27 protein-coding genes are annotated in these 25,405 nt (G+C 72.8%); 12 read left to right on the plus strand and 15 right to left on the minus strand.

The genetic code is table 11. The features are described from left to right. Positions 1-48 precede the first annotated feature (48 nt). From fxsA to C6376_RS44665, 5 genes are all read right to left on the minus strand, one after another. Positions 49-264 (minus strand): FxSxx-COOH cyclophane-containing RiPP peptide, encoded by a 216-nt coding sequence (gene fxsA / locus C6376_RS02885; RefSeq protein WP_107441942.1) that lies wholly within the window; start codon positions 262-264, stop codon positions 49-51. 26 nt (positions 265-290) lie between these two features. Further along, positions 291-3,785, minus strand: coding sequence for an SAV_2336 N-terminal domain-related protein (locus C6376_RS02890; protein ID WP_173985566.1), 3,495 nt, complete (start codon positions 3,783-3,785; stop codon positions 291-293). Positions 3,786-3,792: 7 nt separating this feature from the next. Then, complete coding sequence (locus C6376_RS02895) at positions 3,793-4,815, minus strand: MoxR family ATPase (RefSeq protein WP_107441943.1); 1,023 nt, start codon at positions 4,813-4,815, stop codon at positions 3,793-3,795. Positions 4,816-4,923: 108 nt separating this feature from the next. Further along, positions 4,924-7,248, minus strand: a complete 2,325-nt coding sequence (locus tag C6376_RS02900) for a trypsin-like peptidase domain-containing protein (protein WP_107441944.1) — start codon at positions 7,246-7,248, stop codon at positions 4,924-4,926. Further along, positions 7,245-7,889: a CU044_2847 family protein gene (locus C6376_RS44665; protein ID WP_107441945.1), complete on the minus strand. Its 645-nt coding sequence runs from the start codon at positions 7,887-7,889 to the stop codon at positions 7,245-7,247. The genes C6376_RS02900 and C6376_RS44665 overlap by 4 nt, the downstream gene beginning before the upstream one ends. A 232-nt stretch (positions 7,890-8,121) precedes the next feature. On the opposite strand from C6376_RS44665, the gene C6376_RS02910 reads away from it, so the two are divergent. The 3 genes from C6376_RS02910 to C6376_RS02920 all read left to right on the plus strand — a co-directional run bounded on the left by C6376_RS02910 (position 8,122) and on the right by C6376_RS02920 (position 10,631). Further along, positions 8,122-8,304, plus strand: coding sequence for a DUF6104 family protein (locus C6376_RS02910; RefSeq protein WP_019058231.1), 183 nt, complete (start codon positions 8,122-8,124; stop codon positions 8,302-8,304). Positions 8,305-8,470: 166 nt separating this feature from the next. Further along, entirely contained in the window at positions 8,471-9,484 is a 1,014-nt protein-coding gene (locus C6376_RS02915) for a DUF4097 family beta strand repeat-containing protein (RefSeq protein WP_107441946.1), read from the plus strand. Between the two features lies 1 nt (position 9,485). Beyond that, complete coding sequence (locus tag C6376_RS02920; protein ID WP_107441947.1) at positions 9,486-10,631, plus strand: helix-turn-helix transcriptional regulator; 1,146 nt, start codon at positions 9,486-9,488, stop codon at positions 10,629-10,631. A 28-nt stretch (positions 10,632-10,659) separates the two neighbouring features. Here the strand turns inward: C6376_RS02920 and C6376_RS02925 are convergent, their stop codons facing one another. The 4 genes from C6376_RS02925 to C6376_RS02940 all read right to left on the minus strand — a co-directional run bounded on the left by C6376_RS02925 (position 10,660) and on the right by C6376_RS02940 (position 14,187). Further along, positions 10,660-11,259 (minus strand): Clp protease N-terminal domain-containing protein, encoded by a 600-nt coding sequence (locus C6376_RS02925; protein ID WP_107441948.1) that lies wholly within the window; start codon positions 11,257-11,259, stop codon positions 10,660-10,662. Next, positions 11,259-11,468, minus strand: coding sequence for an HTH domain-containing protein (locus C6376_RS02930; protein ID WP_018571396.1), 210 nt, complete (start codon positions 11,466-11,468; stop codon positions 11,259-11,261). Before C6376_RS02930 ends, C6376_RS02925 begins: the two co-directional genes overlap by 1 nt. Before the next feature lie 122 nt (positions 11,469-11,590). Next, a complete protein-coding gene (locus C6376_RS02935; RefSeq protein WP_107448745.1) occupies positions 11,591-12,556 on the minus strand; it encodes a zinc-binding dehydrogenase in 966 nt (321 codons plus the stop codon). 401 nt (positions 12,557-12,957) lie between these two features. Then, positions 12,958-14,187, minus strand: a complete 1,230-nt coding sequence (locus C6376_RS02940) for an NADP-dependent malic enzyme (protein ID WP_107441949.1) — start codon at positions 14,185-14,187, stop codon at positions 12,958-12,960. Between the two features lie 634 nt (positions 14,188-14,821). Here C6376_RS02940 and C6376_RS02945 point away from each other — a divergent pair. Genes C6376_RS02945 through C6376_RS02955 form a run of 3 tightly spaced genes read left to right on the plus strand, consistent with a single transcriptional unit; the run spans position 14,822 to position 17,551 of the window. Continuing rightward, a complete protein-coding gene (locus C6376_RS02945) occupies positions 14,822-15,784 on the plus strand; it encodes an ABC transporter substrate-binding protein (RefSeq protein WP_107441950.1) in 963 nt (320 codons plus the stop codon). 40 nt (positions 15,785-15,824) lie between these two features. After that, positions 15,825-16,793, plus strand: coding sequence for an amino acid ABC transporter permease (locus C6376_RS02950; protein ID WP_107441951.1), 969 nt, complete (start codon positions 15,825-15,827; stop codon positions 16,791-16,793). Beyond that, on the plus strand, positions 16,790-17,551 hold the full coding sequence (locus C6376_RS02955; protein ID WP_107441952.1) for an amino acid ABC transporter ATP-binding protein: 762 nt from the start codon (positions 16,790-16,792) through the stop codon (positions 17,549-17,551). Before C6376_RS02950 ends, C6376_RS02955 begins: the two co-directional genes overlap by 4 nt. 65 nt (positions 17,552-17,616) lie before the next feature. On the opposite strand, the gene C6376_RS02960 is transcribed toward C6376_RS02955, so the two are convergent. After that, complete coding sequence (locus tag C6376_RS02960; RefSeq protein WP_107441953.1) at positions 17,617-18,348, minus strand: hypothetical protein; 732 nt, start codon at positions 18,346-18,348, stop codon at positions 17,617-17,619. Further along, on the minus strand, positions 18,345-18,833 hold the full coding sequence (locus tag C6376_RS02965) for a sigma-70 family RNA polymerase sigma factor (protein ID WP_107441954.1): 489 nt from the start codon (positions 18,831-18,833) through the stop codon (positions 18,345-18,347). Before C6376_RS02965 ends, C6376_RS02960 begins: the two co-directional genes overlap by 4 nt. 205 nt (positions 18,834-19,038) lie before the next feature. Here C6376_RS02965 and C6376_RS02970 point away from each other — a divergent pair, with 205 nt between their 5' ends. After that, positions 19,039-19,668 carry an ABATE domain-containing protein gene (locus C6376_RS02970; RefSeq protein WP_107441955.1) on the plus strand — a complete coding sequence of 210 codons (630 nt, stop codon included), beginning with the start codon at positions 19,039-19,041 and terminating at the stop codon, positions 19,666-19,668. Here C6376_RS02970 and sodX read toward each other — a convergent pair. Continuing rightward, entirely contained in the window at positions 19,572-20,006 is a 435-nt protein-coding gene (gene sodX / locus C6376_RS02975) for a nickel-type superoxide dismutase maturation protease (RefSeq protein ID WP_107448746.1), read from the minus strand. The two genes, C6376_RS02970 and sodX, sit on opposite strands and share 97 nt — an antisense overlap. A 145-nt stretch (positions 20,007-20,151) precedes the next feature. Here sodX and sodN point away from each other — a divergent pair, with 145 nt between their 5' ends. Next, positions 20,152-20,547 carry a superoxide dismutase, Ni gene (gene sodN / locus C6376_RS02980; RefSeq protein ID WP_107441956.1) on the plus strand — a complete coding sequence of 132 codons (396 nt, stop codon included), beginning with the start codon at positions 20,152-20,154 and terminating at the stop codon, positions 20,545-20,547. A gap of 306 nt (positions 20,548-20,853) precedes the next feature. Here sodN and ppk2 read toward each other — a convergent pair whose 3' ends face one another. Then, positions 20,854-21,786 (minus strand): polyphosphate kinase 2, encoded by a 933-nt coding sequence (gene ppk2, locus C6376_RS02985; RefSeq protein ID WP_107441957.1) that lies wholly within the window; start codon positions 21,784-21,786, stop codon positions 20,854-20,856. 249 nt (positions 21,787-22,035) lie between these two features. On the opposite strand from ppk2, the gene C6376_RS02995 reads away from it, so the two are divergent. The 3 genes from C6376_RS02995 to C6376_RS03005 are packed head-to-tail and all read left to right on the plus strand — an operon-like array spanning position 22,036 to position 23,727. After that, a complete protein-coding gene (locus tag C6376_RS02995) occupies positions 22,036-22,446 on the plus strand; it encodes a helix-turn-helix transcriptional regulator (RefSeq protein ID WP_107441959.1) in 411 nt (136 codons plus the stop codon). Positions 22,447-22,457: 11 nt separating this feature from the next. Then, positions 22,458-22,892: a VOC family protein gene (locus tag C6376_RS03000; RefSeq protein ID WP_107448747.1), complete on the plus strand. Its 435-nt coding sequence runs from the start codon at positions 22,458-22,460 to the stop codon at positions 22,890-22,892. A gap of 43 nt (positions 22,893-22,935) precedes the next feature. After that, on the plus strand, positions 22,936-23,727 hold the full coding sequence (locus tag C6376_RS03005) for a VOC family protein (RefSeq protein WP_107441960.1): 792 nt from the start codon (positions 22,936-22,938) through the stop codon (positions 23,725-23,727). A 101-nt stretch (positions 23,728-23,828) separates the two neighbouring features. Here the strand turns inward: C6376_RS03005 and C6376_RS03010 are convergent, their stop codons facing one another. Continuing rightward, positions 23,829-24,023 (minus strand): hypothetical protein, encoded by a 195-nt coding sequence (locus C6376_RS03010; RefSeq protein WP_107441961.1) that lies wholly within the window; start codon positions 24,021-24,023, stop codon positions 23,829-23,831. Positions 24,024-24,076: 53 nt separating this feature from the next. Continuing rightward, the gene (locus C6376_RS03015; protein ID WP_107441962.1) at positions 24,077-24,664 is read right to left on the minus strand and encodes a dihydrofolate reductase family protein; all 588 of its coding nucleotides are present in this window, start codon (positions 24,662-24,664) and stop codon (positions 24,077-24,079) included. A 120-nt stretch (positions 24,665-24,784) separates the two neighbouring features. On the opposite strand from C6376_RS03015, the gene C6376_RS03020 reads away from it, so the two are divergent. Then, positions 24,785-25,378 carry a TetR/AcrR family transcriptional regulator gene (locus C6376_RS03020; RefSeq protein WP_107441963.1) on the plus strand — a complete coding sequence of 198 codons (594 nt, stop codon included), beginning with the start codon at positions 24,785-24,787 and terminating at the stop codon, positions 25,376-25,378. The last annotated feature ends 27 nt before the right edge of the window (positions 25,379-25,405 follow it).

A 25,405-nucleotide genomic window follows, 5' to 3' on the forward strand; every position in this document is an offset into this window, starting at 1 on the left:
CGAATACTCGAACCTGTCCGGTATGGGCGGCAGTTGGGGTGAGAGCGGTCAGAGCACGGAGTCGAACCCCCACAGGGTCTCGCTCGACCTTGCCGCCCGCTCCCGCAGGTCCTCCACCACCTCACGCAGCACCGGATGCCCGATCGTCCGCAACTCCGCGAGGTCCAGCGCCAGCAGATCCGGCAGCGGCTCTCCCGCGCCGGGCTCTCCCCCGCCGACGTCGCGCGTGGCCGTCCCCGCCACCGACTCGCCCCGTACGTCCATGCCCGTTCCTCCCCAACCCGCTCGGCTCACGTCACACGCTCCAGCTCGGCCAGCCGCTCCGCCGTTTCGGCGGCCGTCGGACCGTCTGCGACCAGGCCGCCCTCCGGCAGCCGCGACCACTCCGTCCGGGCGGCCCGGTAGGCCTCCCGGGCGGCCCTCGGCCGCGAGGCCGCCTCATAGGACATACCCCGCCAGTGGTGCGCCTGCGCACCCGTCCGGACGGCCTCGTGTCGTCGGCGTTCCGTGGGGGCCGCCCCCTCGGCCTCCCGGGCCGACTCCGCCGCGTCGCGGAAGGCGTCGACCGCCAGGTCGAGGCGGGCCGGGCGGCGCAGGCTGCGGTAGGCCTCGAACTGGACCTGGCCGAGTTCCAGACGGCACCGGGAGGCCAGCAGCGGGTCCGCCGCGTCGTCGGCGGCGAGTCCGAAGAGGTGCTCGGCCTCGCGCAGGTCGACGCGGTCCCCGCGGCCCCGGTAGCGCAGCATCAGCGCACGGCCGAGCAGCAGCAGCCGGTGGGCGACCTGCGCACTGCCCGCCGGGGTCTCCATCCGGCAGTCCCGCAGCACGCGGATCGCCCGGGAGAGCGTGCCCTGGCCCCGCGCCCCGGACTGCAGTCCGGCCAGCCGCAGCAGCGCCTCGCCCCACTCGGCGAGGACATCGGCGTGCGCGGGCGCGTCGCGGGACATGCGCTGGGCGGCCTGCGCGAAGCGGTCGGCGGCCGTCTCCAGCTCCGCCGCGTCGCCCGACTCCCGGTGGCGGGCGACCGCGATCCGGCCGGCCCGCGCCAGCAGCGCCGCCCGCCGGCCCTGTTCGCGGACCAGGGCGAGGGCCTCGTCGACGCGGGCCTGGGCGTCGTCCAGCGGACCGCCCGCCCGGAGCAGCGCGTCTACCAGGTCGAGCAGGACGCGCACCCGCGCCCGTGCCGACTCCGCGGTGTCGGGCGCCTCCCCGGTGTCGAGGGCGGTGCGCAGCGACTGCGCGCTCTGCTCGGCGTAGAGGCGGGCCTGCACGGGGTCGGCGGTGGCGCCGGAGAGGCGCAGCAGGACACGGCCGTGCTCCAGGGGGAGTTCGGGCGGCCGCTGCCGGCGGTCGGGCCAGACGTCGGCGAAGGCCTCCAGCATGCCGACGGCGCCCTGCAGCAGCGCGCTGTCCCCGCCGAGCCGCCACTGCGCCTCCAGGGCCCGCACCCGCTCCAGGGTGAGTCCGAGGGCCTGGTGGTGGTCGAGGTCGGGTGCCGCGCAGGCGACGGCGTACTCGCGGTCGGCGCGGCGCAGCAGGTCAAGGGCGCCGGCCGGGTCGGCGCGGCGTCTGCGGTCGGTCGCCGCGGCGTGCAGCACGCGCGCCAGGACGGCCCGTTCGTGCAGCCGCCTCGGGTGAGCCGCGGCGCGCTCCGCGGCCGCCTCCGCCTCCTGCAGCAGGTCGTCGCCGCCCTGCACCTCCCACAGGCGCAGCGTGCACTGCGCGTACTCGGCCCACAGTTCGGGGTCCGCCCCGGCGGGTCGCTCGTGCTCGGTGGCGCCGCGCAGCAACTGCACCGCGTCGATGGCGTCCTGGATCATGCCCTCGCGGTCGAAGCGCTCGATCAGCGTGCGGGCCCGGCGGACCGCCTGGTGCGTCGGCCGCTCCTCGGAACGCCCCTGCCCGGTGCGGCCGCCGGGCGTCTCGAACTGCTCGGGCAGCGGCATGAACCGCCGCAGCACGCGCGCGGCGACCTCGGCGAAGGGCTGCGGCACGGGCGCCTCCTCGCCGTTGCCGCCGTTGTCCCCGTGATCGGCCCGGTCGGCGCGGCCCGCGGCGCCGGTGGCGGGCGTGTAGGGGCGGCCGGCGCCGCCGTCGCCGAGCTGGGCGAGGGCCAGCGCCGGAAAGTTGGGGCCGCCCTTGCCGAACCGCTGCTCGATGTACTCCGAGCAGTGCTTGAGCACCAGCATGGCCTCGTCGCGGCCGAGCCGGGACAGCAGGGCGTCGCGCACGTCCGCATCGATGCGGTACCACTGGGCGCCGTCGTCGGCGTACTCCTCCGACTCGCGGGTGAGCAGGCCGCCGACCAGCACCTCCGCGAGCTCCGACGGTCCCGAGTCGGGCAGCATCGTGCGCTGGACGAGCTGCATGACCGGCAGGCACAGGGGCGCGGCGGCCAGGTACACGGCGAGCCGTCCGGCGGCCGGGGAGGCGCTGGAGCTGAACCTGCTGACCCGCTCGAACGGGGTGCGACGCCGGTCGGCGCGCCCTGCGGGGGCGGGCGGCTGGTCGGCGCGCACCCAGCCCACGGCGCCCGGCACCGGCCCCGCGCCGGCCCCGGACAGCAGCCTGGCCCAGGCGCCGAGGGCCACCGGCTCGGGCGGCAGCACCGGCACCGGCAGCGCCCCGCGGTGGGCCTCCGCCGGAACGCCGGAGGGGGTGCGCACCCGCAGCGCGGCAGCCCCGCCCAGCGTCTCGCCGCGGCTCAACTCGCAGAAGACCACGGGCAGTCGGGTGCGGTTCCACAGGCGCTGCGGAAGCGGCTGGAGCACGGCGACCGGGCCCTGCCGGGAGAGGTGGTGCAGCAGCCGGTGCGCCTGTCCGCTGTGCCACAGCGGGCCCGCGCAGTCGCTCACGAAGAGCACGATCCGGCGGCCGGTGGGGTCGCTGAGCCGGTCCGTGGAGTGCAGCGGCGCCGCGTACACGTCGGGGCTGCGGCTGACCGCGGGGGCGCCGTCCGGCCCCTGGTGCAGATGGCTGACCTTGATGTCCGAGAAGGCCCCCAACTGGCTGAAGACCTGCTCCAGTTCGAGGAAGAGCCGGTCCCAGACCCGCATCGACGACGAGGCGTCCAGGACCAGTTGGAGCCGGGCGTCGCCCCGGACCACGGCGCGGTGGACGGGCATGATCAGACCGCCCGCCTGTGCGCTGCGCTCCGCCGTCGCCGTCTCGTCGAGCCGCATGCGCAGCGGCGGCGCCGGGCTCCGGTAGCGCTGCAACCGCCGCAGCGCGCGCTGGAGTTCCAGCGGGGCGGGCAGCGCGGGGGCGGCGGGCACGCCCACCGGCAGCGCGGCGGCCCGGCCCGCGCCACGGGCGCGCGGGACTCCGTCCTGAGGCACCGGGTACAGGCTCACCCGTCCGTCGGCGCCCACCTCCTGCGGCGGCGGCTCCGGCCGCTCGGGCCGCTCCCCCCGCCCCCCTGGGTCCTGGCCCCCGCCCTGGCCGCCGTCGGGCCGGAACGCGGGCCGGCCTTCGGCCGCGGTCGGCGGCTCCTCCGCTTCGGAGACGTCCGCCGGCCGGGTCCACCGCGCCAGCCACAGCGCGTCGCACAACTGCTCCACGTCCGGATCGAGCCCCACCCCGCGCAGTCGCGCGACCAGTTCGGCGAGAGGGTCGCCCTCGTCGGGGGCCGGGGCCGTGGCGGGGTTCGGTGCCGGGGTCGATGCCGAGGTCGGGGGCGGGGAGGCCGAGGGATCGCCGTGGTGGTCCTGATCGTCACGGTGATGGTCGTGACGGTGGTGGTCGTCGGGCGGGACGGGGCCGTGGCGGGCCGCTGCGTCGGGCATCAGGCCCTCACCTCGGGCGGTCGAGTCGCTGGATGAGCAGGTCGGCCAGCCGGTCACGACTGGGCGGCGCGGCCGCGTCGGTGAGGTAGATCGCGTTCAACAGCTGGTCCGCGGCGAGGAGTTCACTGCGTGACCGCTCCAGGAACCGCGTGATCAGATCGTCCCCCGCGCGGGCCGCCTCGTCACCGAGATGCGCGCGGACGAAGGTGGCGAGCCGGTTGTGGTCGGGGCGCCCCAGCTCCAGGTGGATGCACCGGCGCATCAGCGGGGCCGGGAAGTCGCGCTCCCCGTTGCTGGTGAGCACGACGAACGGGAAGGCGCGGCAGCGCACCCGCCCGTCGCGCACCCGCACCTTCACGCCGTCGGCGGTGAGCACCTCCGCCTCGCCGTCCGGCAGCCGGTCGGCGATCCGCTCCAGCTCGGGTATCGCGAACTCGCCCTCCTCCAGGACGTTCAGCAGGTCGTTGGGCAGGTCGATGTCGCTCTTGTCCAGTTCGTCGATGAGCAGCACGCGCGGCGTGTCGGAGGGCAGCAGGGCGGTGCCGAGCGGCCCCAGCCGGATGTAGCTGCCGATGCCCTCGACCGCCCCCGGCGAGCCGGCCGCCGACCCGAACCCGCCCTGGGCGGCGATCTGCACGTCCTGGAGCCGGGCGATGGCGTCGTAGTGGTAGAGCCCGTCCTGCAGTGCGGACCGGCTGACGATGGACCAGCGCAGCACGCCGCCGAGGCCGAGTTCGTACGCCACCGAGTGGGCCAGGGTGCTCTTGCCCGCGCCGGGACTGCCCGTGACGAGCAGCGGACGGCGCAGATACAGCGCCGCGTTGATCATCTCCAGCTCCTCGGCGCCCGGACGGTGCAGTTCCGCCAGATGCCGGTGCGCGCCGAGCCTGCGGTCCTGGGAGCCGTCGCCCGACCCCGCCGCGTCCCGGCTGGTGAAGTCCCGCCACGGGGGAGGGTCGGGCAGCCGCTCGATTCCGTCGTGCGGTTCGCCGGCGCCTCGGTAGATGAGCCACTCACTGGATTCGGTCATGATCCGGTCCTCGTCACTCGTCCACTGCCGCGGCGGTCCGAACGTGCATCACGTTATCCATCCTGGGGGTGCCTGGTAAGGGGCCGGCCGGCCCCGCGGACGGGTGCCTCAAGGGGCTTCCAGCAGGTCACCCGTTCCGGGGAGGGGCTGGTGGGGATCGTCGTACAACAGGGCCACGCCGTCGGCCCAGAAGGACTCCGTGCGGCCCTCGCGCAGTCGTACCCGGAGGTCGTGGACGGCCTCGGGAAGGTGCTGCGCGGTGGGCGGCTCGGCGATCTCGTCGATCGTGCCGCGGTGGAACTCGCCGCAGACCGCGTCCGACCGGCCGCGCCGTCGGCGCCACAGGGCCACGCCGTAGCCGCCGAGCACGATCCGGGCGAGGGCCTCCGCGTCGTCCTCGTAACGGAGGTCGCCGTAACGGCAGAGCACCGGGACCGTACCGTGCGACAGGGCGCGCAACTGCTCCACGGTCGGCACGGGTTTGCGCAACCCCTCGTCGCAGTCGAGGACTTCGGCCCGCGCGCGGTGCGCGTGCAGCCAGCGCCAGCGGGCCCGGCGTTCCGCGTCCACGTCCTCGTCGTACTCGCCGTACTGGCCTTGCTCTTCGGCGTCTCGCGGGGCCTGCGGACTTCCCTCACCCTCAGGGCCCCGCCAGTCCTGCGGGTCCTGCGGGTCCTGCGGGTCGCGCCAGTGGCCCGCGTCGTCGTCGCCTGCGTCGTCGTACGCCCCGAACGCCCCGTCGGGCAGCCGGTCGCGGTCCGCGCAGCGCACGACGACGGGCCGCAGGGTCCCCAACGGTGCCTCGTCCGGTGGGAGTTGCCAGGCGTCCACTTCGAGGCCGAGCAGCGCGTGCGGCAGCGCCACCTGGAGCAGCGCGGGCCTGCCGGGCTCGTCGCAGTGGCGGAAGGCCTCCGCGAGCGGTCCGGCGAGGAGGCCGGGCAGCTCGGCCAGCGGCGTGCGCTCCGCCTCGTGCAGCCGTACGGCCTCGCCGCCGGGAACGGTCACGCAGACCGACCAGTCGCAGCGGTCCGGCTCCCAGCCGCGCCGCACCAGCTCGAGCAGGGCGGAGGGCCGGGCCGCGCTGCCCGGGGCACCGCCACGGGCACGCGCGGGTGCGCCCTGCCCGCGCCGCCGGCCACGCCCGCGCCCGCGCCCGCCGGGACCGTCCACGGCGGGCGCGCCTCCGGAGACCGTGTCGGGGGCGTCGTGCCCCGTCCCGTCCCGCCGGCGCAGCCGCGCGATCCGCTGCTCGGCGAGGCCGGACCGGTAGCGGGCGCTCAGCCGCTGCGCGGCCTGCCAGACCCAGACCCACAGGGCCTTCTCGGCGTCCGGGGTGCTGGGCACGACGAACGGGCGCGGCGCGGACATCGCCCGCATCGCGTAGTCGAGCACCAGCTCCAGCGCCCCGTCGTCACTCGCGCTCTCGTACAGCGCGCCGAGACCGTCGCGCCAGCCGCGCGGTGCGGGCAGCGGAACGGGACCCTGGAGGTCGGGGAGGGAGTCGAGGATGTCCAGCAGACCTCGGGTGCTCTCGGGCGGCGGGAGCTCGGCGAGCCGGCCCAGCAGCTGGATCCGCTCGTCCGGACTGAGAGTGCGGCCCGGTCGGGCGCCCAGCCTGCCCTGCACGTCGGTCCAGGTCTGCCGCCGGGAGGCCGGGTGGCGCTGCCGGTCGCGGTGGTAGCGGTCATGGGCGTGGAAGACCGCCTGGTAGAGGTCGCTGTGCTCGGCCGGCACCGCCTCCGCGGGCACCCGAAGGGTGCGCAGCTGCTCGATCCCGGTGGAGGTGCCGCCCGGCCGGTGGTCCGAGCGCGCCTTCAGGACGCCGATCACCTCGCCGCGCACCGGGTCGATCACCGGCCCGCCCGAGACGCCGTAGGGCAGGTCGTTGTCGCCCAGCCGCATCTGCACGTCCGAGGACCAGCCGCCGATCGTCCCCTGCACCGTGAGCGTGCCGTCCAGGACCTGCAACCGGCCCTCGTTCTCGGTCCAGCCCGCGTACAGCACCCGGCCTTCGCCGTAGTAGGCCGCCGGACGCTCGGAGACGTACACGCACTCGTGGTCGTCGACCGGTTCGGTCAACTGCACCAGCGCCAGGTCCGGAGCCGGCCAGTTGCCGGCGGACGCGGCCCGCCCGGCACGCTCGGGCAGCGTCGCCACCACCCTGCCGGGCGCGCTCGAGGCACCCCGTCCCGGAGCCGTCTCATACACCACGGCAACCTTGCCCCCCTCCCCGCCGCAGGCCACGTGTGCGCAGGTCAGAACCCAGTTGGGAGCGACGAAGAAGCCGCTGCCGAGGAACGTCCCGGGCTCATCCAGGGCATACCCGACCACCGGGCGATGAATGCGCACGGTCGCCGCCACGACGAGTCCACGCAGCGCACGGCGGGCCGCGTCGAACGCGTTCGATGCGCCCGGGGCGTGCCCGCCCGTCATGCTCCGCCCCCGCCGACGGCGCCGTCGGCCCCCCCGTGCATCGGCGCGCCGGGGGACGCGCCCGCGCGCCGCGTCCCGTCGACGCCGGATGCGGCGGGGGCGGCGGATGAGACAGGTGGCGGCGGCGAGGTGGGCGGCGGCGGCGAGACCGGCGACGGGGGTAAGGGCGGCGGGGGCGGCGAGGCGGGTGGAGCCGGTGGAGCCGGTGCTGCCGACGAATGGGCCGAGGAGCCGTCACGCGCGCGGGCGTCCGTGCCGGCGGTCGTGCCGGCCGGCGGCGCGTCGAGGTCGGGAGGACCGCTGTTCCAGGTCAGGGTGACCGTGATGCCGGCTTTGGCCTCACCGTCGGCCAGCAGGCCGACGACCTTCCCGGCCTTGGCGGTCAGCTCGATGCCGAACTCGACGCTCACCTCGTCCGGCCGCACCGCCCGCAGCGGCTCCGCCAGCGACCGTGCGACCCCCGTGACGAGCGCGTGCAGGCTCTCCACGCTCGCCTCCACCCGCTCGGCGAACCCGGTGTCGCTGTACGACAGCCGCCCGGACGGCGCGGACAGCTCACCCGCGTCCGAGATCCGGGCCCAGACGGGCGTCCCGTCCGGCAGCGCGACGCGCGCCACCCGTGTCACGTCCTCACCGCTCATGCCACTCCCCCGTTCCCCCAGTCCCTCCTGCCCCTCCCGCGGGTGCGCGGGCCGGCAGCGGGATCCGTCCGCGCGGGGAGCCTGCGGCCCACAGGCCCGCGCCCCCCTGCGCCTATCCTTTTCCTGACCCCTCCCCCACGGAGAGCGGAGCACTTCCTCCCCTCGCAGGAACAAGGGTCCTTCCCCCGACGGAGGGCCCCTACCCCTGCGACCGACCCACGGAGCACGATCCATGTACTTCACCGATCGCGGAATCGAGGAACTCGAGAAGCGGCGCGGCGAGGAGGAGGTCACCTTCGAGTGGCTCGCCGAGCAGCTGAGAACGTTCGTCGACCTGAACCCGGACTTCGAGGTGCCGGTGGAGCGGCTGGCGACATGGCTGGCGCGGCTGGACGACGACGAGGACGACGAGTAGGCGGTGCACGGCGGCCCGGCGGCCGCCGCGTGGGAAGGGGCGTCTCGGACGCCCCTTTTTTCCTTTCTTGACTTTCGACGACCGCGATATATCGTGTTTTACGGGAGACGCGATATGGCGCGTCGCCGACGCGTCGCGTCGTGTGCCGTTCTAGGAGGTCCGCACCATGTCCGAGTGGTCCGTCGCCGAACCGGGGAAACTCTCGTTCGACGAACCCGTGAGCGAACTGCACGTACGCATCGTCGAAGGCACGGTGAACGTGGTGGGCACCGACGAGGGCCCCGCCCGCCTGGAGGTCTCCGAGGTCGACGGCCCGCCGCTGGTGGTCAGCCACCGCGACGGGACCCTGACCGTGGCCTACGAGGACCTGCCCTGGAAGGGCTTCCTCAAATGGCTCGACCGCAAGGGCTGGCGTCGCAGGGCCGTCGTCTCGCTCGCCGTGCCGGTCGGCACCCGGGTGGAGGTGGGCGTGGTGAGCGCCGCCGCGGTGGTCTCCGGCATCGACGGCCACGCCGAGGTGAAGGGCGTCAACGGGGACACCACCCTGGTCGGTCTCGCCGGTCCGGTGCGCGCCGACACCGTCTCGGGCAGCGTGGAGGCGCAGGCCCTCACCGGCGACCTGCGCTTCAACTCCGTCTCCGGGGACCTGACCGTGGTCGAGGCCGGCTCCTCCGTGAAGGCCGACTCCGTGAGCGGGTCGATGATCGTCGACCTCGACCCCGCGAGCCGTCCCACGCGGATCGACCTGACCAGCGTCTCGGGCGAAATCGCCATCCGGCTGCCCCATCCGGCCGACGCGCAGGTGGAGGCGAACACCGCGAGCGGCTCGGTCTCCAACGCCTTCGAGGACCTGCGGGTCAGCGGCCAGTGGGGCGCCAAGCGCATCACTGGCCGGCTGGGCGCCGGCAACGGCAAGCTCAGGGCGACCACGATCTCCGGCTCGATCGCCCTGCTCAGAAGGCCTCCGACGGAGGACGCTGCGGACTCGGCGGACTCGGCGGGGCACGGGACGACGGATGCGCGGGAGGACGGGCGCGCGCGGACGCCAAGGGCGGACCGGGGGCCGCAGGAGCGCGCCGGCGCGTCCGCCGAACCGGGGGACAATGCCGCTTCCGGCCCGGGCGCCGAGGGCTCCGCGAGCGACCCGGCCGACAGCACGACCGACAAGAAGGTGTTCTGACATGCCTCCCGTCTTCGCCCACGGCCGTCTCCGCCTCTACCTGCTGAAGCTGCTGGACGAGGCGCCGCGCCACGGCTATGAGGTGATCCGCCTTCTCGAGGAACGCTTCCAGGGCCTCTACGCCCCCTCGGCGGGCACGGTGTACCCGCGGCTGGCCAAACTGGAGGCCGAGGGTCTGGTCACCCACACCACCGAGGGCGGCCGCAAGGTCTACGCGATCACCGACGCGGGCCGTGCCGAACTCGCGGACCGCAGCGGCGAACTGGCCGACCTGGAGCTGGAGATCCGCGAGTCGGTCGCCGAACTGGCCGCCGAGATCCGGGCCGACGTGCGCGGGGCGGCGGGCGATCTGCGCCGCGAGATGCGGGCGGCGGCCTCCGAGGCACGCCGGGGCGCAGGCCGCCCGAAGGCGGCGGAGCCCGGCGACCACGGAACCCACGCGCCCCATGGGGAGAACGGCGAGAGCGGCGAGTACGGCGACAGTGAGGCCTGGCGTGCCGCCAAGGAGGAGATGCGCCGCGTCAAGCAGGAGTGGAAGGAACAGGCGCGCCGGGCGAAGGACGAGAGCCGCCGCGCCCGCGACGAGGCCCAGCGGGCACGCCGCCAGGCCGAAGAGGCACAGGAGAACGCCCGCAGCCAGGCTCAGGAAGAGGTGCAGCGCATCGCCCGCCGGGTGCAGGAACAGGTCCAGGACCACTTCGCCCGGGGTGACTGGCCGACGGGCGTCCGCGAGGGCCTGACCGAACTGGCCAAGGAGTTCGGCGAGTTCGGCAAGGACTTCGGCAGGGGGTACGGCAGGGACTTCGGCTTCGGCCGCGCCGCCGGCACGACGGACCGGAAGACGGCCGGGCGTCCGGAACGCCCCGGCACGACGGACCGCTCCCCCGCCCAGGACCTCTCGGGCACCCCGGACTACTCCGGCACCCCGGAGGACTTCCCCGCAGCGTACGAGCCGGCCTGGGCCCACGAGGACACCGGCGGCGACCCGGCCCGCGACCTGGACCGCCTCCTGGACCGCTTCCGGGACGACATCCGGGACGCGGCCCGCGACCACGGCGTCACGGCGGACCAACTCCGCGAGGCGCGCCGCCACCTGTCCACGGCGGCGGCTCACATCGGGGTGATACTGCGCACCCCCAAGGCGTGACGCTCCCCACCGACCGGGGCCGGTGACCTCAGCCGGCCCCGGCCCCGGCTGCCCCGGAGTCGTCCCCTCGCCCCTGGTCGCCGTAGAGCACCCGGGTCAGGGACGCGTGCGTGACGCCGTGGTCGGCGAGGATCTCCGAGGGGACACCGCGGCGGGCGGTCAGGGCGAGCAGCAGATGCTCGTCGCCGATGTGCCGTTCGCTGTGGGCGACGGCCACCCGCAGGGTCCCGGTGAGCAGGTCCTTGGCGCCGCGGCCGAAGGGTCGCCGGCCGGACCGTCCGCGCAGGAGGCCGCCCCGGCCGGCCGCGGCCAGCGCGCCTTCGCCGTGCGTCTCCTCGACCCGGGACACGATCTCCGCCAGGTCGATGCCCAGCCCCGACAGGGCGTCCGCGTCGGCCCGGGAGAGTCCACCGCGGCGGCGCGTCTCGTCCAGGTCCCGCACCAGCCCCGCCCGACCGCCGGGCGGCAGACCCAGCGAGGCCAGCGCGAAGGAACCGCGGCTGCCCTCGCGGTCGAGCAGCGACAGCAGGACGTGCGTCTCCTCGACCCGTGTCGCGCCCTCCCGTTCGGCGTGCCCCACGGCGCCCTCGACCACCGCACGGGCGTCCTTCGTGAATCGCTCGAACATCACTGCCTCCCGTACTTCTTGTGCACGGCCTGCCTGCTGACACCGAGCTCCGCGGCGATCTCCTGCCACGACCAGCCCTGGTTGCGCGCACTGCGCACCTGCACCGCCTCCAACTGCTCCAGCAGTCGGCGCAGTGCCGCCACGGCGCGCAGCCCGACTCGTGGATCACGGTCGCCGGCGCGCTCGGCAAGATCCGTTGCTTCGGTCATGCATGTCAACTTACGTTGACATCCGCCCGGTGTCAACCATTGTTGACACCGTCGGCATGCGAAAGGCGAGCCCGGATTCCCCGGACCCGCCCTCGACCCGCTCCCGACCCGCGGTCCGCCGCTCAGCCGTTGGTGAGCACGATCTTGCCGAACAGGTCGCCGGACGCGAGCCGTTCGAACCCCTCGCGGGCCCGGTCGAGCGGCAGCACCTCGTCGATGACGGGGCGGACACCGGTGGCGGCGCAGAAGGACAGCAGGTCCTCCAGTTCGTCCTTCGAGCCCATGGTGGAGCCGACGACCTTCAGCTCGAGGAAGAAGATCCTGGTCAGCTCGGCGTGCGAGGGACGGTCGCCGCTCGTGGCGCCCGAGATGACGAGCGTGCCGCCGGGCCGCAGGGACTTCACCGAATGCGACCAGGTCGCCGCGCCGACGGTCTCGATGACCGCGTCCACCCGCTGCGGCAGCCGTGCGCCCGGCTCCACCGCCTCGACGGCCCCCAGCTCCAGCGCCCGCTTGCGCTTGGCCTCGTCCCGGCTGGTCGCGAAGACCCGCAGCCCGGCCGCCCTGCCCAGCACGATGGCCGCCGTGGCCACGCCACCGCCGGCGCCCTGCACCAGAACGGAGTCGCCGGGGCGCACGCCGGCGTTGGTGAAGAGCATCCGGTACGCCGTCAGCCAGGCCGTGGGCAGACAGGCGGCCTCCGCGAAGGAGAGTTCCTTCGGCTTGGGCAGGATGTTCCAGGTCGGCACGGCGACCTGCTCGGCGAAGGTGCCCTGGTACCGCTCGGTGAGGATCGAACGCGGCTCGTCGGGCCCGACGCCGTGCCCCGTCTGCCCGATGACGGAGTGCAGGACGACCTCGTTGCCGTCCTCGTCGACGCCCGCGGCGTCGCAGCCGAGGATCATCGGCAGCCGGCCCTCCGGGAGGCCGACGCCCTTGAGCGACCAGAGATCGTGATGGTTGAGGGAAGCGGCCCTGACATCGACGGTGCTCCAGCCGGGCCGGGCCTCGGGGGCCGGACGCTCCCCCAACTCCAGTCCGGAAAGCGGCTGGTCACGGTCGATACGGGCGGCGTAGGCGGCGAACATGCAACCGACCCTAGGGTCCGGCGGCGGCCGGCGAAACCGGACGGCACTGTGAGACATACCCTCTTGCGCTCCCACCCCACGACCCCGACCGAACCCCGACCGACCATCCCAGCCCATCACCCGCCGGCACCCACCAGACCCCGGCCGACCACCCCAGCCCACCCACCGGCACCGACCAAACCCCCGTCGACCACCCCAGCCCATCACCCACCGGCACCCACCAGACCCCGGCCGACCACCCCAGCCCGTCCGGCGATTGAGGACGAGGCCCGTTCAGGGCCGATGCGGGGGTCCGGGGGCGGCAGCCCCCGGGGACGGCGCCTCGTCATCACCCGAACGGGCGGGCGGGCGGGCAAAGAAATGGCCCCGCCCTCCCGGACGGGACCATTCGGAGGCACACGTCAGCGACGAGCAACCCCTTCGGCCCGAGCAGCCGCGGCAACCGCCGCAGTCACCGCGGGAGCGACCCGCTCGTCGAACGGTGACGGAATCACGTAGTCCGCCGCGAGCTCGTCGCCGACGACTCCCGCCAGCGCCTCGGCCGCCGCGAGCTTCATGCCCTCGGTGATCCGCGACGCCCGCACCTGCAGCGCGCCGGCGAAGATCCCCGGGAACGCCAGCACGTTGTTGATCTGGTTCGGGAAGTCCGACCGCCCGGTCGCGACGACGGCCGCGTACTTGTGGGCGACGTCCGGGTGCACCTCGGGGTTCGGGTTGGCCATGGCGAAGACGAACGCGCCCTTCGCCATCGAGGCCACCGCCTCCTCCGCGACGGTGCCGCCGGAAACGCCGATGAACACGTCGGCGCCGGACAGCGCGTGCTCGAGCGAACCGCTCAGCCCGGCCTTGTTGGTGAACCCGGCCAGCTCGCGCTTGACGTCGGTCAGGTCGCTCCGGTCCGCGGAGACGATGCCCTTGCGGTCGGCGACCGCGACGTCCCCGATGCCCGCCTCGATGAGCATCCTGGCGATGGCGACGCCGGCCGCCCCGGCGCCCGAGATGACCGCCCGCAGCTCGCCGATGCCGCGCCCGCTCAGCCGCGCCGCGTTGCGCAGCGCCGCCAGCGTCACGATCGCCGTGCCGTGCTGGTCGTCGTGGAAGATCGGGATGTCGAGCTCTTCCTGGAGCCTGCGCTCGATCTCGAAGCATCGCGGCGCCGAGATGTCCTCCAGGTTGACTCCGCCGAACGAGGGCGCGAGGCGCACCACCGTCTCGACGATCTCGTCCACGTCCGTGCAGGCGAGCGCGATGGGAACCGCGTCGACACCGCCGAACTGCTTGAACAGGATCGCCTTGCCTTCCATGACCGGGAGGGAGGCCTCCGGGCCGATGTCACCGAGCCCGAGCACGGCCGTGCCGTCGGTCACGACCGCGACGACGGACGACTTCCAGGTGTAGTCGTTCACCAGGTCCGGCTGTTCCGCGATCGCGGTGCACACGCGAGCGACGCCGGGCGTGTAGGCGAGGGACAGGTCGTCCTTGTCGCGGATCGGGACGGTGGCCTGGACGGCCATCTTTCCACCACGGTGCAGCGCGAACACCGGGTCGAACGGGTCGAGGGGCTCCGCACCGCCCTCCTGGCCCGTTCCGTCGGCGCTCTCGCTGCGAGGATTGACGATCTCCGCTGCCACTGTGTCTTACCCCTTAGGTCTGCATGGTTTGAGGGTGGCCACTCCTGATTGAGAAGTGGGCGGGCATCGCGCAGAGCCGAGGTGATGCGTACGGGCGTCTGCGCGTCGGGCGCGCCGCACACGCGCCCTGAGCCCCGGATGAGGGGTGTGAAGAACCTTCTTACCGGACGGGAACCACGGCGACGAGTCCATTCGGTGCAAGGTCACATCGCTCGCTGTGTGGAACTTCGACAGAGGTCGCCGCGAGTGACATGACTCATGTGGGGGGACGCCCGGAACTCCGTGAGTCCTCTTGACAATGCCTCGACAAGAAAGCACGTCGCCGGACGCGCCACGCCGCGATGATCGCCCTGCGGGAGGAACCGGAGATTTTTCGGCCGGAACGGGGGATTCCCGCAGATGGTCCGGCTCCGTCCGGTCGTGTTGTACCGGACTGATGTGGTTCGGGGGTCGCCCGTTATCCGATTTTGACATGGCTGCCCCCCTGAATGGAGTCGTCCGAATGGCAAGATGCCGTCATCACACGAGGTCGCGACACCCGAAGGTGTGTGTTCTCGTCGACCCAACGGCATGGTCGGCCCCTCGGCTGTGTCGCCCCATCGGCATCTCCATCCATCCGCCGGAGGAACCCACCATGACCGCACGCTCCACCCGAACCACGACCGCCGCGCGCACCCGCCTGGCAGCGGTCGGATCCCTCGCGGTCGCGGGCGCCCTGCTGCTCACCGCCTGCGGGGACCAGACCGAGAGCGGCGGAAGCTCCTCCGAGTCGTCCAGCGGCTCCAACAAGGCCCCGCTCTTCTCGAAGCTCCCGGCCGAGATCCAGAAGTCCGGCGTCATCAAGGTCGGCACCAACGCCGAGTACGCCCCCATGGAGTCCGTCGAGGGCGGCAAGATCGTGGGCGTCGACCCGGACATCGCCGCCGCGCTCGGCAAGCAGCTCGGCGTCGACTTCCAGTTCACCTCAGGTGGCTTCGACACCCTGATCACCGCCGTCAACACCGGCCGTTACAACGTCGCCATGTCGTCCATCACGGACAACAAGCAGCGCCAGGAGGGCCTGGACGACAAGGGCAAGAAGCTGGGCGAGGGCGTCGACTTCGTCGACTACTTCACCGCGGGCACGGCCATCTACGTCAAGAAGGGCAACCCCAAGGGCGTCAAGACCATGGACGACCTGTGCGGTCAGACGGTCGCGGTGCAGCGGGGCACCACCTACGAGGAGGCCCTGCAGGCGCAGTCCAAGAAGTGCACGGACGGCGGCAAGAAGGCCCTCAAGATCGAGTCCTTCGAGAACGACACCGAGGCCCAGACCCGCGTGAAGTCCGGCGGCGCCGTGGCCGGCGTCAACGACTACCCGGTCGCCGTGGACATGGCCCGCAAGGCGGGCAACGGCAGCACCTTCGAGGTGCTCGACGAGCAGTACGAGGCCGCCCCGTTCGGCATCGTCGTCGACAAGAAGAACACCCAGCTGCGCGACGCCCTCAAGGAGGCCGTCGACGCGATCATCAAGGACGGCTCCTACCAGAAGGTGCTGGAGAAGTGGGGCGCCGAGAGCGGCGCGATCAAGGCTGCCGCGATCAACGGCGGCAAGTGATCCACCCCGCACCTCCTGAAGTCTTCGAAGGGCAGTCCCCATGACTGACAAGCTCGACAAGTCCTCCGCGGGCGCACCACCCGAGGACACCCCGCCGGTCGCCGAGGACGCGGCGTTCTCCGGGCCGCCGGAGGCCATCAAGGCGATCCCGGTGCGCCACTACGGCCGCTATGTCAGCGCGGTCATCGTCATCGCGCTGCTCGCGCTGCTGGTCAACGCCTTCGCCCACGGTGACATCCAGTGGGACACGGTCGGCGACCAGCTGTTCGACTCGACCGTGATCGCGGGCGCCGGGCGCACCCTGCTGATCAGCATCCTGTCCATGGTGCTGGGCGTCGTCCTGGGCGTCGTGCTGGCCGTGATGCGGCTGTCGAAGAACCCGGTGACCAGCACGGTCGCCTGGCTGTACATCTGGTTCTTCCGGGGCACCCCGGTGTATGTGCAGCTGCTGATGTGGTTCAACCTGGCGCTGATCTTCCCGATGCTGAACCTCGGTCCGATCTACAAGGACGAGATGACGGACGTCATGACGCCGTTCATGTGCGCCCTGCTCGGCCTCGGTCTGAACGAGGCCGCGTACATGGCCGAGATCTGCCGGGCCGGCCTGCTGGCCGTCGACGAGGGCCAGACCGAGGCGGCCCACGCGCTCGGCATGAGCCACGGCAAGACGCTGCGCCGGATCGTCATCCCGCAGGCGATGCGGGTCATCGTGCCGCCGACCGGCAACGAGTTCATCAACATGCTGAAGACCTCGTCGCTGGTGTACGTGGTGACGTACAACGAGCTGCTGCGCTCGACGTCGGTGATCGGCTCCTCCTCGTTCGCCGTGATGGAGCTGCTGTTCGTCGCCTCCATCTGGTACCTGGTGATGACCAGCGTCTTCAGCGTCTTCCAGTACTACCTGGAGCGCTACTACGCCCGCGGCTCGAGCCGTAGCCTGCCGCCCACGATCTTCCAGAAGATCCGGGCGAACCTGTTCACGATCGGCCGCGAAAGGGGTGCGGCATGACCGCGATGGTGAAGGCCGAGGGCGTCCACAAGTCCTTCGGCGCGGTCGAGGTCCTCAAGGGCATAGACCTTGAGGTCAAGAACGGCGAGGTGTTCTGCCTCATCGGCCCGTCCGGCTCCGGCAAGTCGACGTTCCTGAGGTGCATCAACCACCTCGAGAAGATCAACGCCGGCCGGCTGTACGTCGACGGGGACCTGGTGGGCTACCGCCAGAAGGGCGACAAGCTGTACGAGCTCAAGGACAGCGAGGTCTCGCTGAAGCGCCGGGACATCGGCATGGTGTTCCAGCGGTTCAACCTGTTCCCGCACATGACGGCGGCGGAGAACGTGATCGAGGCCCCGGTCCAGGTCAAGGGCGTCGGCAAGGCCCAGGCCCGGGAGCGGGCACGGGAGCTGCTGGACCGGGTCGGCCTGGCCGACAAGGCCGGCAGCTACCCTGCGCAGCTCTCCGGAGGTCAGCAGCAGCGCGTGGCGATCGCCCGGGCGCTGGCGATGGACCCGAAGCTGATGCTGTTCGACGAGCCGACCTCGGCCCTCGACCCGGAGCTGGTCGGCGACGTCCTCGACGTCATGCGCGACCTCGCCGAGTCAGGGATGACGATGGTCGTCGTCACGCACGAGATGGGCTTCGCCCGCGAGGTCGGCGACAGCCTGGTCTTCATGGACGGCGGCGTGGTCGTCGAGTCGGGGAACCCGCGTGACGTCCTGACGAACCCGCAGCACGAGCGGACGCAGGCGTTCCTGTCCAAGGTGCTGTAGCGGTACGGCACGCGTGAGGAGGGGCGGTACGGGATTCCCGTACCGCCCCTTCCCCGTGTGTGCGCTCAGGGCAACAGTGCCGGATTCAGCGCCAGTTGCCGCAGCTGAGGCTGGGTCAGCGGGTAGGTGAACATCGTCCGGTACGGTGCCCCGCCCTGGGCGTCGACCCAGGACGTGACGGTCAGGACGGTGCCGTCCTTCAACGTCAGCTGAGCCGTCAAGGCGTACGAGAACTTGGGCATGGTCTTGTCGGGCGACCGCCAGGTCTTCAGCTGTCCGCCTCCGGGCACCTTCTCCGTGACGCAGTCCGCCACCCCCTTCGGAGCAGGCGTGGGGCAGGCGACGCGAGCCGTCCCGGCCGGCTTGCGCACGACGACCGTGAGGTAGCCGACACCCGTGTCCCGCGTGACGGAGTACGCCCCGTCGTAAGGCCCGGCCCCGCGCTCCCCCCGCACGAGCCTGCCCTCCAGGCCCACGTAGCCCTGTGCGACCTTGCGCACCGTGCCCACCCCGGCGGGCAGCAGCTTCGCGAAGCCGGCCGCCCCCGCGTGGGCCCCCGAGCCGCCGACCCCGACGGCGGTCACGTTCTGCCCCCCGGTCCCGCCCGGCAGGACCCCCGTCCCGAGGGCGACCCCCCCGGCGACCACGACCGCCACCGCACCCGTGACCGCCACCCGCCGCCGGCGCCGTAGCGCCGCGGCCCGGGCGAAGACGCTCTCGCCGCTGCGGGCGGCCGGCGGTTCGACCGAGTCGACCGCCAGCCCCAGCAGATCCCGCACCGTGTCCTGCTCGTTCATACGAATTCCTCCCGTACCACGGCCCGCAGCGCCGCGAGCCCCCTCGCCGTGTGGCTCTTGACCGTGCTCTCCCGCATCCCCAGCAGCTCGGCGGTGGCGGCGACGCCGAGGTCCTCCCAGTAGCGCAGCACCAGCACCGCCCGCTGCTTCGGCGGCAGCGCGGCGAGCGCGGCGCGGACCACCAGCCCGGCGTCCCGGTCCGTCGGCCGGGCCGCGACGTCGGGCAGCTCGCCGTAGGAGCGCTCACGCCGCCAGAACCGGCGTCGTCCCGCGATGAAGGTGTTGACCAGCGTCTTGCGCGCGTAGGCCTCCAGGTTGTCCAGCCGCCCGTGCCGGCGCGCCCCGAGGACGACCTTGACGAGCGTCGTCTGGACGAGGTCGTCGGCCTCGTCGCGGTCGCCGCACAGCAGGAGTGCGCTGCGGAACAACGCCGTCCGTCTTCCCGCGACGAAGGCGTGCAGAGCCGCTTCCGCGCCCCGCGTCATCCCTCCCCCTCTCCCGGTCCGTCCGGTGGCGGACCGTCTCACCCTTCCAGTGCGGTGGGGAGCCCCGCAGGACGCAGCAGACGCCCAGGAAATTTCGGAGGCCTTCCTTCCGGCGCGGGCGTAATACCCTGGGAGCACCCTCAGCCGTTACCCGGCCGCGTCCCCGACGCGTGCACGACCACCAAGCCCCCGGTAAGGACTACAAGTGGAACTTGCCCATTACTCGGATTACGCCGTGCGTCTCGTCAACAGCGAGGACCCGGCCCGGGGCAAGGACGCGCTGACCTCGGTCGAGGCCGTCCGCGCGCTCTTCGGCGCCAGCCGGTCCGCCGCCCGCCGCGCCACCGACGCGGACGTCACCCGGTTCCGCTCGGTCCGCGGCCGGCTGCGCGCGGTCTTCGAGGCTGCCGACGACGGCGACGAGACCCTCGCGGTGGACCTGCTGAACTCCCTGCTGCTGGAGTTCCCGGTGAACCCGCAGATCTCCGGCCACGACGTCCGCGACGACGACGGCCGGCCGCTGTGGCACATGCACCTGGCCGACCACCCCTCGAACGCGACGGCGGGGTACGCCGCGATCGCGGCGATGGGCCTGGCCTTCCACCTGACGGAGCACGGCGTGGACCGGCTCGGCCTGTGCGAGGCGAGCCCGTGCCGCAACGCCTACCTCGACACCTCGACCAACCGCTCCCGGCGCTACTGCTCCGACCGCTGCGCCACCCGCGCGAACGTGGCCGCCTACCGCGCCCGCAAGCGCCTGGAGACGGACCGGACGCCCCCCACGGGCCTCGCGGCCGACAGCGCCCAGCGCAGCACCGCCAGCGGCGAGCGCTGATCCCGCCGCCGCGGACGGTAGCGCAGCCGCACCCTGCCGAGGACCAGTTCGTCGGGCACCGTGCCGTAGTCCGTGCTGTCGCCGCCCGCGAAGGCGTTGTCACCGAGCACCCACCACCCGCCCTCGCGGCGCTCGGCGGCGCGTTTGACGACCAGCAGGTCCTGCTGGAAGGGATGCCGCAGCACCACCACGTCGCCCGGCCGTACCCGGGCGCCGTACTGCACCACGAGCTGATCCCCGTGGTGGAGCGTGGGCACCATGGACGGACCGGTGACCTCGGCCAGCCCGAAGGGCGCGGCCGCCCTCCCCCGCTCGGTCTCCTGCAACGGTTCCGGCATGCCCGGCACCTCCCCGCTCCGTTCCTCCACCAGTCTCAGTCTGACCCCGGACTTTTGTCCTAAGCCCATGGGGGCACCCGCGAAAAGCCCTCCCGCAGGGAGTAATGTCCCACCTGAGAAGACGATCACGAGGAAGGAACGCTCCATGCTTTCCCGCCTGTTTGCCCCCAAGGTCAAGGTCAGCGCGCACTGCGACCTGCCCTGCGGCGTGTACGACCCGGCCCAGGCCCGCATCGAGGCGGAGTCGGTGAAGGCCGTGCAGGAGAAGATGGCCGCCAACGACGACCCGCACTTCCAGGCGCGCGCCACCGTCATCAAGGAGCAGCGCGCCGAGCTCGCGAAGCACCACGTCTCCGTGCTGTGGAGCGACTACTTCAAGCCCCCGCACTTCGAGAAGTACCCGGAGCTGCACCAGCTCGTCAACGACGCCCTGAAGGCCCTGTCGGCCGCCAAGGCCTCGACGGACCCGAAGACCGGCGAGACGGCCCTGGAGCTCATCGCCCAGATCGACAAGATCTTCTGGGAGACCAAGAAGGCCTGACCTTCTCCGCACCATCTGACCTGCGTTTCTTTCGGTCGCAGCGTCACTCTCCCCGCACCCGGCCCGCAGGCCGCCGTACTGTGGCGGCCGTCCGCGGTCCGGGTGCGGCGTCGTGTGCGGGCGGCGGCACGGTGTCGTGTGCGGGCGCGGGGCCGTGTCGTGTCGTGTACGGGGGTGCGGGCGCGGTGTCGTGCGGGTGCCGTGTCGGGTGCGGGGTGCGGGGTGCGGGCGTGACGCGCGGCGGACGGTTCGGTCAGGTTCCCCGGCGCGCCGCGTGTGTCCCCGCGCGGCAGGAGCGCGCGCCGGTCACGCCTCGCGCTCGCGCCAGCGCGGCCGGGCGCGGTCCGTCGTGTCGGCCTCACCCGCCTCCAGCAGCCCCGCCGCCGCACCCACGATGCGCGGATCCGGGGTGCCGACGACCTCCTCGTCCTTGTCGGCGTAGGCGAACCGGGCGAGCACACTGCGCATGGCCTCCACACGGGCCCGCTTCTTGTCGTTGCTCTTGACCACGGTCCAGGGCGCGTACGCCGTGTCCGTCTCGTGGAACATGGCGACCTTGGCCGCGGTGTAGTCGTCCCAGCGGTCCAGCGACGCGACGTCCATCGGGCTCAGCTTCCACTGCCGCACGGGGTCGATCCGGCGGATCGTGAAGCGGGTGCGCTGCTCGCTCTGCGACACCGAGAACCAGAACTTCACCAGGTCGACGCCGTCGTCCACGAGCATCCGCTCGAACATCGGCGCCTGGCGTGCGAAGCGCCGGTACTCGTCGTCGCTGCAGAAGCCCATGACCCGCTCGACCCCGGCCCGGTTGTACCAGGACCGGTCGAAGAGCACGATCTCGCCCGCGGTCGGCAGCTGCTCGACGTACCGCTGGAAGTACCACTGCCCCCGCTCCCGCTCGGTCGGCTTCTCCAGGGCGACCACCCGGGCGCCCCTCGGGTTGAGGTGCTCGGTGAACCGCTTGATCGTGCCGCCCTTGCCGGCCGCGTCGCGCCCCTCGAAGACGATGACGAGTCTGCGTCCCGTGTCCTTGATCCAGCTCTGCAGCTTCAGCAGCTCGATCTGCTGGAGCCGCTTGTGCCAGTCGTACTCCCGGCGCTCCATGCGCTGCGCGTACGGATAGTTCTCGCGCCAGGTGTCGACCGGGGTCCCGTCGGGCCGGATGAGAACGGGTTCGTCGTGGTCGCTGTAGTCGACGCGCAGGTCGGCCAGTTCGGACTGCGGGGGCGGTATCACCATGCCCTCTACCTCCCGGTCTCGGACCTCGGGCTCACGTGTGGACGACGAGGTGACCAGCCATGCGTTCACCATGCGCCCGCCGACGCCCCGCCGCACCCCGGACGCCGACGCCCCCGGGCGGCCGGGAACCGGCGACGCCGGTCCGTCGCCCCCGGGGGGCCGGACGCCCGTGCACGCGCTGCGAACCGCGGGCGAGCCCGTACCGGTGCCCCGCACCCGCCCGGCGCGTCACCGTGCCATCCTGGCAGGGTGAAACGGGAGGACCTGGTAAGGCTGCGGCAGGCACGGGACCGGATGGACCGTGAGTACGCCGAACCGCTCGACGTCGCCGCGCTCGCGCGCACCGCGCTGATGTCCTGCGGCCACTTCCAGCGGAGTTTCCGCGAGGCCTACGGCGAGACGCCGTACGCCTATCTCATGACCCGCAGGGTCGAGCGGGCCAAGGCCCTGCTGCGCCGGGGCGATCTCACCGTGACCGAGGTGTGCATGGCGGTCGGCTGCACCTCGCTCGGCTCGTTCAGCGCCCGCTTCACCGAACTGGTCGGCGAGACCCCGAGCGCGTACCGGGCGCGGTCGCACGAGCCGAGCGCGGTGATCCCGCCGTGCGTGGCCCGGAAGTTCACCCGGCCGCAACGCTCCCGACCGCCCCGACGCCCGTGAGGCTGGACACCATGGACCTGCTGCTGCACCAGTGCTTCATCGCCGTGGACGACCACGACAAGGCCGTGTACTTCTACCGTGACGTCCTCGGGCTGGAGGTCCGCAACGACGTCGGTTTCGAGGGGATGCGCTGGGTGACCCTCGGCTCACCGCTCCAGCCGGACGTCAGCATCGTGCTGGAACCGCCGGGCGCCGACCCCGACGCCTCTCCCGCCGACAAGGACGCGCTCGCCCGGCTGCTCGCCAAGGGCATGTTGCGCGGGGTCATCTTCTCCACCGCCGACTGCGACGCGCTGCACGCGCGCGTGCAGGAGGCCGGCGTCGAGGTGCTCCAGGAGCCGACCGACCAGCCGTACGGGGTGCGCGACTGCGCGTTCCGCGACCCGGCCGGGAACCTGCTGCGGTTCATGGAGCGCAGGGACGGCGCCGGGCGTTCCGGCACGTGAGAAGGGGGAGTCCCGTTCCGGCCGCCGCCTCTACGATCGGCCCATGATCACCCGTGCCGCCCGCCCCGGCCCTGCCGTCCGCTGGACCTACGCCTTCGTCGACCGGCCCGCCGCCCTCTTCGAGGGGGCGTGCGCGTTCTGGACCGCGGTCACCGACACCGAACCGTCCGGACCACGCGGCGACGCGGGTGAGTTCGTCACGCTGCTGCCGCGGGGCGGCGCGGACGCCTGTGTGAAGGTCCAGGGGGTGACGGCCGGTGACGGCGGCGCCCATCTCGACCTCGCCGTCGAGGACGTGCCCGGATTCGTGGCCGAGGCGTCGCGGCTGGGGGCGGGGACGGCCGCCGCGCACGAGGGATGGTCCGTGCTGCGCTCACCCGGCGGGCTGTCGTTCTGCGCGGTGCCGTGGGAGGGGGAGGCCCAGCGGCCGCCCGTGGTGGCGGTCAGCCGGCTGGACCAGGTGTGCCTGGATCTCGCGCCGTCCGTGTTCGAAGCCGAAGTCGCTTTCTGGAGCGCTCTGTTGCCCGACTGGTCGTCCCGTCCGGGCTCGCGGTCCGAGTTCCACGTGGTCGAACAGCCGGCCGGGCTGCCGATCCGCATGCTGCTTCAGCGACTCGACGAGGAACGTTCCGAGGGCGCGGCTCGGGCCTCGGCCCATCTCGACCTGGCGTGCGGGGCGGACGTCGACGCGGTGCGCGCCCGCCACGAGCGGCTCGGCGCGCTCCTGGTCGCCCGCGAGCCGCACTGGACGGTGATGCGCGACCCGGCCGGCGGCCTGTACTGCCTGACCGGACGCGACCCGGAGACGGGCGGCCTGCCGCGGACCGCCTCCTGACGTCCCGACGGCCCGGGTCCGGCCGCCCGACGGAGAGCGGAGGACGGCGGGCGGAGGGGGCGGCGTCCGGTGCTACCCGGCCCGGTGCCAGGAGGCCGGTGTCACGAGGCGGGGGCGGCGGGGGCCTCGGGCTTCTGGTCGGGCTCGGCGGCCGCATCCGCGTACGCCTCGCACTCCGGGTTGTGGCACGGCCCCGCCGTCCAGCGCGGCACCCACGCCCCCAGCGTCTTGTGTCGCCGGACGACGGACTGCACGGGCTGCCCACAGGCGGGACACACACGTTGTTCCCTGTCCATGACCTCAGGGTAGGGCGGCCCGGGCGCGAGCGCTCCCCGCGTGCACCGGTGAGTCAGCGTGCCCGGTCGTAGGTGCGCACCACGGCGCCGTTGCCGAAGGAGCGCACGTCGACGAGGGCGAAGCCGGCGACGTCGCAGTCGGCGGCGCCGAACATCGGCATGCCGGAGCCGTAGACGATCGGGTACGTCTTGATCACCAGTTGGTCGATCTCGTCGAACAGCTCCCCCGCCAGACGGGAGCCGCCGCACAGGTAGATGTCGAGGCCGCCGTCCTGCGCCTTCAGCTCGCGCACCACGTCGAGGAGCCCCTCTCCGACGATCTCGACCTCCGGGCTCGGCGAGGCGGCGAGGGTGCGGGAGGCGACGTACTGGCGCAGATGGGCGTACGGGCTGACGTCGCCCTCCTTCAGCGCCAGGTCATAGCTGGCACGGCCCTGGATGACCGTGTCGAACCGCTTGTTCTCCAGGTCGTCGAAGCCCAGGGCGCGCCGGCCGAGGGTCGGCACGGTCTCCGGATACTCGGACTTCAGGAAGTCCAGGAACTCCTCGTCGACGTACGCGAGCATCGCCGTGGCGTCGCCCGTGACGTCTCCGATGAAGCCGTCGACGGAGCAGGCGATGTAGTACGTGAGCTTTCGCAAGTGGGTCTCTTTCCGTAGGCTGCCGTGAACCACTCCAGTTGTAGTACTTCAGATGTAGTGGTTGCAAGAGGATTTCGCGCCGCGGTCGGGAACCGCGAAAAGTGAGAGAGAAGGTTCCGCATGGCCGGAAATCCGGAGCGTCGGGCGGCTCTGGTCGACGCCGGGGTCGACGTGCTCGCCCGCGAAGGGGCCAGGGGGCTGACGTTCCGTGCGGTGGACTCGGCGGCCGGGGTGCCGGTGGGGACCGCCTCCAACTACTTCACCGGGCGGGACGACCTGCTCCGGCAGATCGACGCCCGGCTCCACGTCCGGCTGGCGCCCGACCCCGAGGTGCTCGGCGCCCTGATGGCACAGCCGCGCGACCGCTCGCTGGTCGGCGCGTTCATGCACGACCTGATGGCCCGCGCGACCCGGGACCGGACGGGCTACCTCGCGCTGCTGGAGATGCGCATGGAAGCGACCCGGCGTCCTGAACTGCGGTCCTCCTTCACCGCGTCGGTGCGCGGCGATCTCCAGGACGGGATGGACTTCCACCGTGCGGCGGGCCTGCCCGGCGGCGACGAGACCGTGGTGGTGCTCTACCTCGCGATGCTCGGGCTGCTCCTGGAACACCTCACCCTGCCGGCCGTCCTGGACGGCGTCCTGCCCGGTGTCTCGGTGCCGGACGGGCTGATCGACCGCATCGTGGCGACGGTGGTCCCGGAGCGTCCCTGAAGCCCGAGGAGCGCCCGGCCCGGCGGA

This window comes from Streptomyces sp. P3 (assembly GCF_003032475.1).
In the GTDB taxonomy this organism is placed as follows: Bacteria; Actinomycetota; Actinomycetes; order Streptomycetales; family Streptomycetaceae; genus Streptomyces.

Bases quoted from the DNA above. Each gene is read 5' to 3' on its own strand.
- C6376_RS02910 (WP_019058231.1), top strand. From the start codon at position 8,122: ATGTACTTCACCGATCGCGGAATCGAGGAACTCGAGAAGCGGCGCGGC.
- C6376_RS03005 (WP_107441960.1), top strand. From the start codon at position 22,936: ATGATCACCCGTGCCGCCCGCCCCGGCCCTGCCGTCCGCTGGACCTAC.
- C6376_RS44665 (WP_107441945.1), bottom strand. From the start codon at position 7,889: ATGAGCGGTGAGGACGTGACACGGGTGGCGCGCGTCGCGCTGCCGGAC.
- C6376_RS02930 (WP_018571396.1), bottom strand. From the start codon at position 11,468: ATGACCGAAGCAACGGATCTTGCCGAGCGCGCCGGCGACCGTGATCCA.
- C6376_RS02915 (WP_107441946.1), top strand. From the start codon at position 8,471: ATGTCCGAGTGGTCCGTCGCCGAACCGGGGAAACTCTCGTTCGACGAA.
- C6376_RS02950 (WP_107441951.1), top strand. From the start codon at position 15,825: ATGACTGACAAGCTCGACAAGTCCTCCGCGGGCGCACCACCCGAGGAC.
- C6376_RS02935 (WP_107448745.1), bottom strand. From the start codon at position 12,556: ATGTTCGCCGCCTACGCCGCCCGTATCGACCGTGACCAGCCGCTTTCC.
- C6376_RS02890 (WP_173985566.1), bottom strand. From the start codon at position 3,785: ATGCCCGACGCAGCGGCCCGCCACGGCCCCGTCCCGCCCGACGACCAC.
- C6376_RS02920 (WP_107441947.1), top strand. From the start codon at position 9,486: ATGCCTCCCGTCTTCGCCCACGGCCGTCTCCGCCTCTACCTGCTGAAG.
- C6376_RS03010 (WP_107441961.1), bottom strand. From the start codon at position 24,023: ATGGACAGGGAACAACGTGTGTGTCCCGCCTGTGGGCAGCCCGTGCAG.
- C6376_RS02945 (WP_107441950.1), top strand. From the start codon at position 14,822: ATGACCGCACGCTCCACCCGAACCACGACCGCCGCGCGCACCCGCCTG.
- sodN (WP_107441956.1), top strand. From the start codon at position 20,152: ATGCTTTCCCGCCTGTTTGCCCCCAAGGTCAAGGTCAGCGCGCACTGC.
- C6376_RS02895 (WP_107441943.1), bottom strand. From the start codon at position 4,815: ATGACCGAATCCAGTGAGTGGCTCATCTACCGAGGCGCCGGCGAACCG.
- C6376_RS02955 (WP_107441952.1), top strand. From the start codon at position 16,790: ATGACCGCGATGGTGAAGGCCGAGGGCGTCCACAAGTCCTTCGGCGCG.
- C6376_RS03020 (WP_107441963.1), top strand. From the start codon at position 24,785: ATGGCCGGAAATCCGGAGCGTCGGGCGGCTCTGGTCGACGCCGGGGTC.
- C6376_RS02925 (WP_107441948.1), bottom strand. From the start codon at position 11,259: ATGTTCGAGCGATTCACGAAGGACGCCCGTGCGGTGGTCGAGGGCGCC.
- C6376_RS02960 (WP_107441953.1), bottom strand. From the start codon at position 18,348: ATGAACGAGCAGGACACGGTGCGGGATCTGCTGGGGCTGGCGGTCGAC.
- C6376_RS02965 (WP_107441954.1), bottom strand. From the start codon at position 18,833: ATGACGCGGGGCGCGGAAGCGGCTCTGCACGCCTTCGTCGCGGGAAGA.
- C6376_RS03000 (WP_107448747.1), top strand. From the start codon at position 22,458: ATGGACCTGCTGCTGCACCAGTGCTTCATCGCCGTGGACGACCACGAC.
- sodX (WP_107448746.1), bottom strand. From the start codon at position 20,006: ATGCCGGAACCGTTGCAGGAGACCGAGCGGGGGAGGGCGGCCGCGCCC.
- fxsA (WP_107441942.1), bottom strand. From the start codon at position 264: ATGGACGTACGGGGCGAGTCGGTGGCGGGGACGGCCACGCGCGACGTC.
- ppk2 (WP_107441957.1), bottom strand. From the start codon at position 21,786: ATGGTGATACCGCCCCCGCAGTCCGAACTGGCCGACCTGCGCGTCGAC.
- C6376_RS02900 (WP_107441944.1), bottom strand. From the start codon at position 7,248: ATGACGGGCGGGCACGCCCCGGGCGCATCGAACGCGTTCGACGCGGCC.